A 13,206-nucleotide genomic window follows, 5' to 3' on the forward strand; every position below is an offset into this window, starting at 1 on the left:
CGGGAGCGGTAAAGCCTTCTTAATTTAAACAGTATCATTATGTTAAACTTTGAATTATATAACCCTACCAACTTAGTTTTTGGTAAAGGTCAAATGGAAAAATTAGCTGATCTAGTTCCTAAAGGAGCAAAAATCTTATTAGCTTACGGTGGTGGAAGTATTTTTAAAAACGGAATCCACGATCAAGTTATCAACAACTTAAAAGGACACGAAATCGTAGAATTTTCTGGTATTGAAGCAAATCCTCACTTTGAAACTTTAATGAAAGCAGTAGCAATTGTTAAAGAGCAAAACATAGATTTTATTCTTGCAGTAGGTGGTGGATCAGTAATAGACGGTGTGAAATTCATCTCAGGAGCTGTAAATTACCAAGGAGATCCTATCGAAATCTTGCAGAAAAGAATTTTGATCAAAGAGAATGCTATCCCGTTTGGAACCGTATTAACGTTGCCAGCAACAGGAAGCGAAATGAACTCTGGAGCAGTGGTTACAATCGAATCTACTAAGGAGAAATTAGCTTTTGGTGGTTCAGCTTTGTTTCCTAAGTTTTCAATTACTGACCCTACAGTGATCCAATCTTTACCTAAGAGACAATTACAAAATGGTGTTGTTGATGCTTACACGCACGTTATGGAGCAGTACTTAACATATCCGCATGAAGGACATTTACAAGATAGAATTGCCGAAGGAATTTTGCATACGCTAATTGAAGTTGGTCCTAAAGTAGTTGAAGATCCAGCAAACTATGAGCTTGCTTCAAACTTTATGTGGTCTTGTACAATGGCGCTTAATGGATTAATCCAAAAAGGAGTTCCAAGTGACTGGGCAACACACATGATTGGACATGAACTGACAGCTATGTATGGCATCGATCACGCAAGAACTCTTGCTGTAATCGCTCCAAGTTTATATACTGTAATGTTTGAAACTAAAAAAGCAAAATTAGCACAATACGGAAAACGTATCTTTAACTTAGAAGGTACGGAAGACGAAGTTGCTAAAGAAGCGATTAATAAAACAGTAGAATTTTTCCATAAAATGGGCATGGATACTAAATTATCTGACTACACAAAAGAGTACAGCGAAACAGCTGACTTTATTGTAAAACGTTTTGATGAAAGAGGTTGGAAAGGTCTAGGAGAAAAACAAAATATTACATTAGACAAAGTTAAGTCTATAGTTGAAATGAGTTACTAGTTCACAATACTGAGCAAATCGGTGAAAACAAGGCGTTCTTAATTTATTTAGGGACGCCTTTTTTATTTACACCTTTAACTAACTCAATATTCATATTTATTTAAAAAAATGAGTATTAGTTATTTCAAACGTTAATTTTATAAAAATATTTTATCATTTATCAAATATTCTATCATGTATGTAATATAGATATCCTATTTGATACATCTGGTGTAGATATTGACTGAGAATTTAATTGCCAATTGTATGCATTTTTAAGTACTTTTGACTAAATTTAAAATAAAAATGGCCGAAAATTTAAAGTTCGCAGTTATAGGTGGAGGAAGCTGGGCAACAGCTATTACCAAAATGCTATGTGTAAATCTTGATGAGGTTTACTGGTACATGCGCAATGACGCTGCAATAGAACACATTCAAAAATACAAGCACAATCCAAATTATTTGAGTGCTGTAGAATTTGACATCAACAAACTTAAATTAACAAGTGATATTAACGAAGCTATTGCTTATGCTGATTATATCATCTTTGCTATTCCTTCAGCTTTTTTAGCAACTGAGCTAGAAAAATTGAACGTTTCACTAAAAAATAAAGTCATCTTCTCTGCAATTAAAGGAATTGTTCCGGAGAGTAGCATGATTGTAGGGGAACATTTTCACTTTACATACGACATCCCTTATTACAACATTGGCGTAATTAGTGGTCCTTGCCACGCAGAGGAAGTAGCGTTAGAACGCCTATCTTATCTTACAATTGCTTGCGGTGATGCCACAAAAGCTGAAAACGTAGCCGCTAGATTAGCTGGAGATTTTATTAAAGTGAAAATCACAGACGATATTATAGGAACGGAATATGCTGCCATGCTTAAAAACATTTACGCTATAGCTGCAGGTATTGCACACGGTTTAGGATATGGAGATAATTTTCAATCAGTTTTAATGAGTAACGCCATTAGAGAGATGAAAAAATTCATCAAGAAAGTACATAAAATGAAACGTAATATTAATGACTCCGCTTATTTAGGTGATTTATTAGTTACTGGATATTCAATATTTTCTAGAAACAGAACCTTTGGAAACATGATAGGAAAAGGGTACACTGCAAAAAGCGCAATGCTAGAAATGAGCATGGTCTCTGAAGGCTATTATGCTACTAAAAGCGCCTACAAACTCAATCAAGGCTACGGAGCTAAGACTCCAATTATAGATGCGGTATATGAAATCCTTTATGAAGGAAAAGACGCTAAAGCGACTTTCAAAAAATTGACGGATCAACTAGACTAATACAATTTTAATAACTAATAAAAGTACTGCCATGGCTACTATAAAATTATTCTCTCCTGTTTTAAAAACGCTCTTTTTGTGGAGTATTCTAGTTTGTAGTCAGGGCTATGCGCAAGAAATTAGTGGTACCGAACTTTTGAAAAAAGCGATTGCATATCATGATCCCGAACACAATTATAATACTTTCAAAAACAATTTTTTAATTACAACCAAAACTCCAGACGGTAAGGAGAGAAGTAGTTCCATTTTTATTGATGTAGCTGCTCAAAAATTTGAATTAAAATCAAGTCGTAATGACCGATCTGTTTCATACAATATAGTAAATGATTCTGTACAATTTGCCTTAGATGGAAAAGCAACCTATACTGAGGAAGATGTAAAAACATACAATCTAACTAAAGCTAGAGCGATTTTCATGAAAAACTATTACAGCTATTTGTATGGTTTACCAATGAAATTGCAAGACCCTGGAACAATTATAAATCCCGTAGTTGAACGCAAGGACTTCATGGGCCAAGAGTACTTAGTATTAGCAGTAAAGTATGAGGAGGGCATAGGAAAAGACGCTTGGTACTTTTATTTTGATCCAAAGACGTACGCTTTAAAAGTATATCAGTTTTACCATGATCAAACAAAGAATGATGGAGAATATATTTTATTAAGTGGCGAAGAGGAATTATCCGGAATTAAAATTCCTAAAGCGAGAGCTTGGTATTTAAATCAAGACGACAAATACCTAGCTACTGATACATTATCAAAAAGCTAACATGGTGCTTAAAAACAGAAAAAGCAGCAACCTTATTTAAGGTTGCTGCTTTTTTTATGCTTGTATTTTTACTGTTATCTTACAATGAGACCATCGACAAATAGTATAGGCACTTCTTCAAGTTCTTGCTCATTCATAGCATTTGCTTTAAAATTAAATTTCTTATCATACATCTTATTCCCTATGAAATAAGACACTGAAAATTCATTATTGAGTACCAATACACTTTTCTCAATCATTTCGATTTTAACTACTGAAACAGCTGGAACTTCAACAAAAGCGTGGCGCAACAGCGATGTCTTTTTCATTTCACCATCGATTGTACCAAAAGCCTTTGAAACGACCATAACACTTTCGATTAAAAAATCACTATCATTAACTAAGTAAGCATACCACACTTTTTCCATAAAGTCATCACTCCATTCTTGGACAGTTGCCACAAAAACGTTTTCTACTTCAGGAATAACTATATCTTTTTTCATACTTTCTCTCTTTCTTTAAATACAGAAACTTTCATTTTAAAAAAGTATTGCTATATTTTAATGCTTGTTTTTTATTAAATAGAAGCTCTAAATTGCTCTAAGAAACGCACATCATTTTCATAAAACATACGAATATCACCAATTTGGTACAACAACATCGCAATGCGTTCTACTCCCATTCCAAAGGCAAAACCATTGAATTCTTCAGGATTGATTCCGCAATTTTTCAAAACATTAGGATCGACCATACCACAACCACCAATTTCTAACCAACCAGTTCCTTTAGTAATTCTATAATCTGTTTCTGTTTTTAAACCCCAGTAGATATCAATCTCAGCACTAGGCTCTGTAAACGGAAAATAAGAAGGACGTAAGCGAATTTTTGACTTACCAAACATCTCTTTTGTAAAATATAAAAGCGTTTGTTTTAAATCAGCAAACGACACCTCTTTATCTATATACAATCCCTCTACTTGATGAAAAATACAGTGTGAACGTGAAGAAATTGCTTCATTTCTAAAAACACGTCCCGGAGAAATAGTTCGTATCGGCGGTTTGTTTTCTTCCATGTAGCGCACCTGTACAGAAGATGTGTGCGTACGCAAAAGAGTATCTGGATTTGTTTGAATAAAAAACGTATCCTGCATGTCTCTCGCCGGATGGTACTCTGGCAAGTTTAATGCTGTAAAATTATGCCAATCATCTTCAATTTCTGGACCTTCAGATACATTAAAACCAATATTAGCAAAAATGTCGATAATTTGATTTTTAACGATAGAAATAGGATGACGAGAACCTATAATTATTGGCTCAGCAGAACGCGTTAAATCACCATAAAAACCATTCGTTTCTTCCTTACTCTCTAAGGCTTCTTGAATTGCTTTTACTTTCTCCTCTGCAGATGATTTAAGTAAATTGATTACCTGTCCAAATTCTTTCTTTTGATCGTTTGGTACATTTTTAAACTCAGCAAAAAACTCTTTTAAAAGTCCTTTACTTCCTAAAAATTTAATTCTAAAAGTTTCTAATGCTGCTTTGTCCTGTGTTGAAAAAGCTTGTGCTTCGCCAATATATTCTTTTATCTTATCTATCATTTTCGTCCGGTAATTGAGAGGGCAAATTTAGGGAAAAGTTTTCAGTTTTCAGTCTCAGTTTGAGGTAGATTCTATCGCAAAACTATTACTGCAATCGTAAATTATGAAATTAGTTCTTTTTCAATAAAATAATTCACAATTGCTTCCTTCATCAAAACAGACTGCTCACCTGCTTTCAAAGGTGGTAGTTCTTCTTTTACTTTATAATGTGGCCAGCCATCTTCATCAAAAAACTCAAATTCATAAAAACCATAAGGTTCTAACAACCTACAAATGGCGATATGCATTAAATTTAATTTTTCATCCTTTTTATACGTTTGATGTACTTTACCTAATTCTTGAACTCCTATTAGGTAAATAATTGCATCTAAATCTAAATCCTCTCCCTGCGAGAACTGATTTGATAGCATTTCAACAAGCTGTTCCCAGCGTTCTTTAAGTTGTATATCTCTTGACATTTTATTTTTTATTGTAGTTTGCTATAATCACATCTTTTCAAACCTTGTAATTACGCTAATTTTTATTTGCAAAGATAACGACTTGTAAATTGACAATGGATGTTTGAATTATTTTATATTTGCTCTTAAATTAAGGAACCTTACTATGAGTATATTGGACATTTTTCTAGCAGCAATCTTAATATATGCACTCTACAAAGGCCTTATGAATGGTCTGTTTGTAGAATTAGCTTCGTTTTTATCGTTGCTATTGGGTATATACTTAGCCATCAAATGTTCACATGTTGTGAGAGAAACTTTAGCAAACCACGTTTCTTGGTCACCTAAATATGTTGAAATATTTGCATTTGCAATTACTTTTATAGCGGTAGTTGTCGCGATTCATTTGCTAGCAAAAATACTAACTGGCATCATGGATTTTGCCTTCTTAGGATGGATTAATAAACTAGCAGGTGCTTTTTTTAGTGTCTTAAAAGCAGTATTACTACTGAGTGTACTTTTTAATTTATTCGAAAAAGTGAATTTCAACAACATGCTGATGAAGCAAGAAACCATGGATAGCTCCGTTTTTTACAATCCGATTCAGCAAACATCTCGATTTTTTTATCCTACACTTGAAAAATGGTATATCGAATTTAAAGAAAAACATACCACAAAACCAGAAGACACAACAGTCGAGGAAGCCGAAGATTAATCCCTATTTGACCTCTATGATGGCGCTTTTTTCAATCCAGCCTTCTGTGCCGTCCGTTAATTGCACTTTTTTCCAATTGTTGGCTGTTTCTTCAACATAAACTTTAGCCCCTTCATGCAATATCACGATGGTTTTGCTTGCGTTTTGTGGCTCTTTCTTAACATCAACCGCTTCTGCAAAAACTATTGCAGGGCGCTCGTTTTTACATTGATTCTTTTCAAAAATAGCAGCAATAACACTAATCACCATCAAAATAACCATCACGAACATCCCAAAAAAGAAGACGCGTTTTACCACACTACTGGCCGAAAAATAATACCCCAAGAAAGCGAGTAAAAACAACACTGAAAATCCCACCGAAATATACCCCCAAACATTGTAATTATACGAAGCCGTAAAATCACGTAGCAGCTTTGCAAACCCTACCTTGGGCACTACTTTTATTTCGTCAACCGTTCGCTTTTGAGCAAAACGTAGATTATTCTGGGTATTAGTATCATTTGGTTTAAAAACCAACGCTTTCTCATAATTGTAAATCGCTGGTGCTACCTTATTTAATTTATAATAGCAGTTCCCTAAATTATAATACAGCTCAGCAGACTGTTTTTTTGACTTTAAAACAGCGTTGTAAGCGTTAGCTGCTGCTTCATATTTTCCATTTTTATACAACTCATTCCCTGTTTCAAAGCCTGATTGAGCAAAGAAAACCTGTGTGAATAATAAAAATAGATATAGAATATTTTTCATATTTATATTTTATGATTTTGGCAATAAGAAATAATTTCTTTAGACCAGTACTACTAATTATTTAAGCTCTTTCTCTAACTCTGATATGATTGCTACCGCTTTATCATAATCTTTTTGGATTGTCGCACTAGATGCCGGAGCATAGCGAGCCACCTCACAGTTTTCAGTAAGCGTTATGAAATCATCAACTGTAGTAGGATTTGCATTCTTATCTAACAAGATAATTTTAATATTGTCCTTACTCATCTCTGAAGTTTCAATATGCAACTTCGCTTTCAAGAAATTATGCATTGCTTTTTCTAGAGCAACATAAAACGGTACTTTATTATTGATTTGTTTCTTAGCTTGTGATAGGTACTTTCTAGCTAGTTTGTTGTTTCTTCTAATTCTATTTCCTACTACATCACCATCAAGAGCGTCTTTTTTATTCTTAGCTAAAATTACAATTGGCACTAATAAGAAAGGAACTAATAATAGCAATAAATATACATTAGACCCAAAGAAATCCTCTCCATTTATTGGCTGCAATTCAGTAGCTAACTTGATGTTTTTAAACTGCTCAATGTTAACGGCATTTTTACCTGAATTTGCTTTCAAACTATCAATAGCGCGAGTATCTGTAGGACCACTTAATACATTGATCATTATCTCTGGTGACACCGCTACTTTGTAAGTTCCTGAGCCAACATCAAAGTATGAAAAACGGATAGGTTTTACAGGATAATTCCCTTTATAAATAGGCACTATGGTATAACGATCTGCTATTTTCCCTGACATTCCTGCAAGGGAAGTTTTTACATCTTCTTCGTGAACAGGATCATATTTTTCTAAAGCATTAGGAACTACAGGCTCCGGCAAAGTGAATAATTTCATGTTTCCTTTTCCTGTAACACTCACAGTAAGATCTAAACTTTCGCCGTTTTTAAGACTTGTTTTAGACGGTGTTACTTTAAAATCAAACGAACCCACAGCTCCAGTGAAATCGTCTGGCTTCCCTTTTTCTGGCAACGCTCTTACAGCAATTGTTTTGGCTCCAGCCGAAATCCTCTTATTTTCATTTCGAATTTGCATTCTCCCAAAAACATCGCGTCTATTAGTAGGTAATTGCACTTCTACATCTAGTACAAGAGGTTCAATTGCTAGCTTACCTGATTTTTGTGGATATAATACCACTTTCTTTAAGACAATATAACGAAACTCACGCCCTTTGAACATTGATTGTTGCGCGGTAAATTGCTGGTTCATATCAATATTTTGACTCCAGAAATCATTGTATTTAGGCTTACTTAATTCCCCTAAATTAGCAATCCCAATGTTATTACTAAAATACAATTTGTATACTACAGATATTGGTTCGTTCAAATAAGGATTTGTCTTTGAAACATCTGCTACTAGATATAAATTATCATCTGCAGATATACTGGTATCGTTAGGATCTTTAGGGATTTCGACCGCATTTGTAACGTTAACCTTCACCGGATTAGATTTAAACACCTGTCCGTTGTATTCAATCGTAGCCGATTTAATTGTTATTGTCCCTTTTTGAGTAGGTAGCAAATAATAAGAATAGATTTTTTCGAATGAACTTTTACCGTTCACCCACGACTGACTAACTTGTTGACTAGGCCCTGCGATAACTCTAAAACCGTCAAACGAAGGTTCGTTAAAATTATCTCCATCAATATTCATGGCAAAATCAATACGTAGCCTTTCATTAAGGCCTAATGTTGTCTTGCTAACTTTTGCTTCAAATTGCACTTGAGCAAGAAGTCCTTGAAAGCTTAACAGTATTAAAAATAAAAATTTCTTCATTATTAATGTTTATACATTTATTCAGGAATGTGATTTAGAAAAAGACTTGTTTAAAAAAAAAGAAACAAATCCACAAACAGCCATTTAAATCCTACCAGTCCTTTTCTGTTTTAACTGGTTTCCCTTTTACTTTATTGGCATTAACCTTATTTTGAACTTTCTTCTCTTCGTTGTTAACGGCATTCAAAAGATTCTTTAAACGTTGTGGCGACATTCCTCCGGGTTCTTGTTTTGGCTCCCCATTGTTATCATTTTTACCGTCTTTCTTGTCTTTATCTCCGTCTTTCTTGTCGTCCTTTTTATCTTTGTCGCCGTCTTTCTTATCGTCCTTTTTATCCTGATCCTTCTTGTCTTTATCCTTGTCCTTGTCTTTCTTGTCGTCTTTTTTATCCTTATCGTCCTTAGGAGGATTTTCTTTCAACATTTTCTTAGCTAAAGCATAGTTGTACCTAGTCTCATCATCTGAAGGCTTATTTCTCAGTGCATTTTTATAAGCTTCGACTGCCTCAGTATAATTTTTCTCTTTCATGAACACATTTCCTAAATTATGAAATGCTTTGTGTTTTTGTGTAGCTGTTTTAGCTGTTCTTAAGGCATTCGCGTAAGCAAACTTCGCTTCTGAGGCTTGATTTTGTCTGTAGATAGCATTTCCTAAATTATAAGCAGAATTTGTTTTATTAGAAAATTTCGAATTCGAAACCCTATAATTTGCTTCAGCATCAACATAATTCTTAGCAGTATATTCTTTATTAGCTTCTGGTAAAATATTATCTTTTTCTTGAGCGTATGAAGTACCTACTCCCATTAAAAGGAATAGTACAAAAGCAGACATGTATATTTTAATATTTTTCATTTTAATTTATTCTGTTCGTCAAAAAAAAATAGGCAGCAACTGTGGCTTGCGATTACTTTTCATTAAATAGATTCAATTTTTTAACCCATTCTGTTTTTCGTTCTAAGAAGAAAAGATCAATAAATAGCAGTACAAATGCAAAACCTAAAAACCATTGAAATTGCGATTGAAAGTCGGCCATTTGCGTCGCTTCAAATTCAGTTTTTTGAATGGTATTCAAAGTGTTTTTAATGTATTCAAGAACATCCTTAGTATTCTTTCCATCAATATAACCCCCTTTAGTAGCTTTAGCAATAGCTTCTAAACTAGCACGATTTAACTTGGTGACAACAACCTCATCATTATTATCACGTTGATAACCTTCTATTTTACCATTCACTTTTAAAGGAATCGTCCCTCCTTTTTCAGTTCCTAAACCTATGGTTATAATTCGCATGCCTTGCTTATTTGCTTCCTCGGCAGCAGCTTGGGCACCTTCTGAATGGTCTTCACCATCAGAAATCAAAATCAGCAATTTGCTAGTTTTACTTTTATCGTCAAAATAAGTTCCAGATAAAGTGATGGCCTCATCTAGCGACGTCCCTTGTGAAGAAACCATATCAGGGCTCATACTTTGCAAGAACATTTTTGCCACACTATAATCGCTCGTAATTGGCAATACCGGAAATGCACTTCCCGCATAAGCGACAATCCCTATACGGTCGTTTCCTAATTGATTGATAATTTGTGAAACAATTTGTTTGCTTTTTTCAAGTCGGCTAGGAGCAATATCTTCAGCAAGCATACTCTTAGAAACGTCCATTGCAAAAACGATGTCAATCCCTTCGCGTTTTACCGTTTCCATCTTTGTACCAATCTTTGGGTTCACTAGTGCAAAAATTAATCCAAGAAAAGCCAATACCAAAACAACCAATTTTAAAACTGGTTTGAATGTAGAGCTTTCAGGACTTAATCTTTTAACCATCTCTAAATCCCCAAACTCGCGTTGCTTTTTCCTTTTCCAATACAAGTTGAATAGAAACAAAGCCACTATCACCGGTAGTAAGAAAAGCAGGTATAAATATTTTGATTCGTCTAATTCCATATTATTTTTAAATATCAGTCTCGAAATATCAAGACAAATTTTAGATTCCAATTTTCACGTCCAGCCTCCTTTTTTTTAGCCTGGCCGGGCTGGGGATACTAAATAAAACTTCTATACACTGTGTTGCGTAACCCAATTTCTATTAGCAATAGTAAACCAGCTAGCAGTACAAATGGTCTGAACTTTTCATCATAATCATAAAATTTAAGTTCTTCGATTTCAGTAGTTTCTAGTTTGTTTATTTCACCGTAAATTTCGGCTAACTTGCTATTGCTTGTCGCTCTAAAGTACTTCCCATCTGTTTTTTTTGCGATACTTTTCATTAAACGTTCATCTATTTCAACCTTCATACGTTGAAACAAGAACTGCCCGTTAGGAGCTATTGCATAAGGAAATTCGGCCATGCCATTAGTTCCTATTCCTATGGTGTAGACTTTTATACCATACTGCCTTGCAATATCAGCAGCTGTTTCTGGCTCAATAAAACCAGCATTATTTACCCCATCTGTCAATAGAATAATAATCTTACTCTTAGCTTTACTATCTTTTAGTCTATTCACCGCTGTTGCAAGTCCCATACCAATACCAGTACCATCTTGTAATACATTGTCGTACTTAATACTTTTAATTGCTTCAAGAACAACCGCTTTATCACTAGTTACCGGGGTTTTTGTATAGGCTTCAGATGCGTAAACTACTAACCCAATACGATCATTAGGACGTTCTCCAACAAAATCGGCTGCGACTCTTTTTAAAGCTTCCATACGATTGGGCTTTAAATCTTTTGCAAGCATACTTCCAGAAACGTCAATTGCCATCACAATATCAATTCCTTTTGTAGTTTTAGTTTTATTACTCACATCTACCGTTCTTGGTCTGGCTAGAGCAACAATCATTGAGCTTAACGCCAATAAACGAAACACACTTAAATAGGGTCTCAACTTAACCCAGAATGTATCGTTAGCTTTAAAACCTTGAATCGAACTAATTTTTAAGGTAGCCGTTTGTTCCTTTCTAGTATAAATTAACCACGCAATTGCTAATGGAATTAAAAGAAACAACCAGAAAAACTCAGGATTTAAAAAAGTTATTTTTCCCATTATTTACTTACTTTTTTTAATTCGACAGAACTCAATATTCTATCTGAAATTTGATTTGCGTAGGCATCTCCTTCTTCATGAAAAATCATAATCTGCTGTAAACCGCCTTCTTGCCCAAACAGTAGTAACTCATAATATAGCTTTTCACTGCTACTAGTTAACTGATTAACTCTAGAGAAAGTTCCGTAGCTTTTTAAACCGCTTACACCTTCTGGAGTTTGAAAATCTTCTTGCTTCACCACCATGTTTAGCGCGCCTTGAGATTCTAATGTTTGTAATGTCACCTCCATTGATTTTTTCAAATCTACCGCAGTACTATCTTGTTTGTACTTGTAAGTTGAAACCATCAAATAGAAATTATCTAAAACACCACCATAAGCAAATGAATTCATCTCTTTAATTAATGCCAATCCATTTTTAGGTAATGACTTAGTTAAATCAATGCGCTTTAGCACTTTAGGTGTTTCCACTACAATACCTGGATTTCCGTATTCACTTTTAACCCATTCTCCTTCAAGCAATTCCTTAGAAGCATTCCCTAGTACATTGTCTTTTACATAGGTAAACCCTTTAGTAATGATAAAGTAAGACGTGACTATAAATAGCAATAAAAATACTGATGCAATTGCTGTAATAATACGTTTGTTTCGTTTTTTCTTTAACTGGATAGCAATTTGCTTTTGTCTTTGTGCTTCATTTAAGATCGCATCTTCTTCGACTTCAATTTCTACTGGAATAGCATCATCTAATGTTAAGATTACACGCTGAATTTTATTCTTATCCTCTGTGATTTCGAAATCTAACGGTTTTGATTTGGCAAATTTCACTAAATCGGCTTGCTTTAATACACGCTCTAAGTTTTCTATTGTTTCTGGTGTAAGCGTCATTTTCTTTTTTAATGATGCTGCACGCAGTCCTGCAATTAGTTCTGCAGTTGTGCTTTCCATTGCTGGAATTTCGATGGCCTCTTCAATATAGTTTCTAGCAATATCTGTAAGTTCAGAGTAATATGATTTTACTTCTCCTTTTTGCCATAATTCTTTCTGCTCCAAGTTGTTTAGTAAACTTGTTGCTTTTTCGATAGGAGTTTTATATATCTCTTCTTCGATTTTTTTCTGCTGGCGTTTTTTAATAAACCAGTATACTGCAGCACCTATTCCTACAAGCAATAAAAACACTAATAGATACTTCCACCAGTTACCCACTGGGCTTTCGGCAGCAGTAATCTCCTTAATGTCATACATTTTTTGTTTTAATGTGTCTACTTGCACATTAGCAACATCAACACGTATGGAATCAGAATAATACGGTTTGCTATTAATCATGATTTTAACACTGGGAATGGTATAACTCCCTGAATCAAATTGTGTTAAACCGTACTTTTTAATTAATTCATAGCGATCATTTTTTCTAACAGTATCGATGGGATACGATTTGATGACCTCTAGCGCTCCAATATTTTTCAAACCCGGAAAAACAACCTTAGATAAAGTATCTACATCAGTTTTTATGGTAAGTTTAAATTCGGCTCCAATTTTGTTTTTTGTGGTATCTATTGCAGTAACTACTCGCTTTTGTTGCGCAAAAACAGTAGAACAAAACAGAATTAAAAGTAGGTATATAGCTCTTTTCATATTC

The 13,206-nt window shown here is 34.3% G+C and carries 13 protein-coding genes; 4 read left to right on the top strand and 9 right to left on the bottom strand.

Annotated features, from left to right (window positions below):
* Positions 1–39: 39 nt before the first annotated feature.
* From HNQ00_RS09420 to HNQ00_RS09430, 3 genes are all read left to right on the top strand, one after another.
* Positions 40–1,197: an iron-containing alcohol dehydrogenase gene (locus HNQ00_RS09420; protein ID WP_173838083.1), complete on the top strand. Its 1,158-nt coding sequence runs from the start codon at positions 40–42 to the stop codon at positions 1,195–1,197.
* Between the two features lie 285 nt (positions 1,198–1,482).
* Positions 1,483–2,478 (top strand): NAD(P)H-dependent glycerol-3-phosphate dehydrogenase, encoded by a 996-nt coding sequence (locus tag HNQ00_RS09425; RefSeq protein ID WP_173838084.1) that lies wholly within the window; start codon positions 1,483–1,485, stop codon positions 2,476–2,478.
* Positions 2,479–2,509: 31 nt separating this feature from the next.
* Positions 2,510–3,244 carry a DUF6503 family protein gene (locus tag HNQ00_RS09430; RefSeq protein WP_254598479.1) on the top strand — a complete coding sequence of 245 codons (735 nt, stop codon included), beginning with the start codon at positions 2,510–2,512 and terminating at the stop codon, positions 3,242–3,244.
* A 74-nt stretch (positions 3,245–3,318) separates the two neighbouring features.
* On the opposite strand, the gene HNQ00_RS09435 is transcribed toward HNQ00_RS09430, so the two are convergent.
* The 3 genes from HNQ00_RS09435 to HNQ00_RS09445 form a co-directional block, all read right to left on the bottom strand.
* Positions 3,319–3,726 (bottom strand): hypothetical protein, encoded by a 408-nt coding sequence (locus HNQ00_RS09435; RefSeq protein ID WP_173838085.1) that lies wholly within the window; start codon positions 3,724–3,726, stop codon positions 3,319–3,321.
* A 74-nt stretch (positions 3,727–3,800) separates the two neighbouring features.
* The gene (gene pheS / locus HNQ00_RS09440; protein ID WP_173838086.1) at positions 3,801–4,820 is read right to left on the bottom strand and encodes a phenylalanine--tRNA ligase subunit alpha; all 1,020 of its coding nucleotides are present in this window, start codon (positions 4,818–4,820) and stop codon (positions 3,801–3,803) included.
* A gap of 101 nt (positions 4,821–4,921) precedes the next feature.
* Positions 4,922–5,278: a hypothetical protein gene (locus HNQ00_RS09445; RefSeq protein ID WP_173838087.1), complete on the bottom strand. Its 357-nt coding sequence runs from the start codon at positions 5,276–5,278 to the stop codon at positions 4,922–4,924.
* A gap of 145 nt (positions 5,279–5,423) precedes the next feature.
* On the opposite strand from HNQ00_RS09445, the gene HNQ00_RS09450 reads away from it, so the two are divergent.
* Positions 5,424–5,972, top strand: coding sequence for a CvpA family protein (locus HNQ00_RS09450; RefSeq protein ID WP_173838088.1), 549 nt, complete (start codon positions 5,424–5,426; stop codon positions 5,970–5,972).
* Positions 5,973–5,975: 3 nt separating this feature from the next.
* Here HNQ00_RS09450 and HNQ00_RS09455 read toward each other — a convergent pair whose 3' ends face one another.
* The 6 genes from HNQ00_RS09455 to HNQ00_RS09480 form a co-directional block, all read right to left on the bottom strand.
* Positions 5,976–6,719, bottom strand: coding sequence for a tetratricopeptide repeat protein (locus tag HNQ00_RS09455; RefSeq protein WP_173838089.1), 744 nt, complete (start codon positions 6,717–6,719; stop codon positions 5,976–5,978).
* 57 nt (positions 6,720–6,776) lie between these two features.
* Positions 6,777–8,531, bottom strand: a complete 1,755-nt coding sequence (locus tag HNQ00_RS09460) for a BatD family protein (RefSeq protein WP_173838090.1) — start codon at positions 8,529–8,531, stop codon at positions 6,777–6,779.
* A gap of 91 nt (positions 8,532–8,622) precedes the next feature.
* Positions 8,623–9,384 carry a tetratricopeptide repeat protein gene (locus HNQ00_RS09465; protein WP_173838091.1) on the bottom strand — a complete coding sequence of 254 codons (762 nt, stop codon included), beginning with the start codon at positions 9,382–9,384 and terminating at the stop codon, positions 8,623–8,625.
* Positions 9,385–9,436: 52 nt separating this feature from the next.
* Positions 9,437–10,468, bottom strand: coding sequence for a VWA domain-containing protein (locus HNQ00_RS09470; protein ID WP_173838092.1), 1,032 nt, complete (start codon positions 10,466–10,468; stop codon positions 9,437–9,439).
* Positions 10,469–10,566: 98 nt separating this feature from the next.
* Complete coding sequence (locus HNQ00_RS09475; protein ID WP_173838093.1) at positions 10,567–11,568, bottom strand: vWA domain-containing protein; 1,002 nt, start codon at positions 11,566–11,568, stop codon at positions 10,567–10,569.
* Positions 11,568–13,202 carry a hypothetical protein gene (locus tag HNQ00_RS09480; protein WP_173838094.1) on the bottom strand — a complete coding sequence of 545 codons (1,635 nt, stop codon included), beginning with the start codon at positions 13,200–13,202 and terminating at the stop codon, positions 11,568–11,570. Before HNQ00_RS09480 ends, HNQ00_RS09475 begins: the two co-directional genes overlap by 1 nt.
* Between the last annotated feature and the right edge of the window lie 4 nt (positions 13,203–13,206).

It is taken from the genome of Flavobacterium aeripolare, from assembly GCF_013294025.1.
Taxonomy (GTDB): Bacteria; Bacteroidota; Bacteroidia; order Flavobacteriales; family Flavobacteriaceae; genus Flavobacterium.

Excerpts from the sequence above, each read along its gene's own strand:
- HNQ00_RS09420 (WP_173838083.1), top strand. The coding sequence starts at position 40 with ATGTTAAACTTTGAATTATATAACCCTACCAACTTAGTTTTTGGTAAA.
- pheS (WP_173838086.1), bottom strand. The coding sequence starts at position 4,820 with ATGATAGATAAGATAAAAGAATATATTGGCGAAGCACAAGCTTTTTCA.
- HNQ00_RS09445 (WP_173838087.1), bottom strand. The coding sequence starts at position 5,278 with ATGTCAAGAGATATACAACTTAAAGAACGCTGGGAACAGCTTGTTGAA.
- HNQ00_RS09425 (WP_173838084.1), top strand. The coding sequence starts at position 1,483 with ATGGCCGAAAATTTAAAGTTCGCAGTTATAGGTGGAGGAAGCTGGGCA.
- HNQ00_RS09480 (WP_173838094.1), bottom strand. The coding sequence starts at position 13,202 with ATGAAAAGAGCTATATACCTACTTTTAATTCTGTTTTGTTCTACTGTT.
- HNQ00_RS09455 (WP_173838089.1), bottom strand. The coding sequence starts at position 6,719 with ATGAAAAATATTCTATATCTATTTTTATTATTCACACAGGTTTTCTTT.
- HNQ00_RS09430 (WP_254598479.1), top strand. The coding sequence starts at position 2,510 with ATGGCTACTATAAAATTATTCTCTCCTGTTTTAAAAACGCTCTTTTTG.
- HNQ00_RS09460 (WP_173838090.1), bottom strand. The coding sequence starts at position 8,531 with ATGAAGAAATTTTTATTTTTAATACTGTTAAGCTTTCAAGGACTTCTT.
- HNQ00_RS09435 (WP_173838085.1), bottom strand. The coding sequence starts at position 3,726 with ATGAAAAAAGATATAGTTATTCCTGAAGTAGAAAACGTTTTTGTGGCA.
- HNQ00_RS09465 (WP_173838091.1), bottom strand. The coding sequence starts at position 9,384 with ATGAAAAATATTAAAATATACATGTCTGCTTTTGTACTATTCCTTTTA.
- HNQ00_RS09470 (WP_173838092.1), bottom strand. The coding sequence starts at position 10,468 with ATGGAATTAGACGAATCAAAATATTTATACCTGCTTTTCTTACTACCG.
- HNQ00_RS09475 (WP_173838093.1), bottom strand. The coding sequence starts at position 11,568 with ATGGGAAAAATAACTTTTTTAAATCCTGAGTTTTTCTGGTTGTTTCTT.
- HNQ00_RS09450 (WP_173838088.1), top strand. The coding sequence starts at position 5,424 with ATGAGTATATTGGACATTTTTCTAGCAGCAATCTTAATATATGCACTC.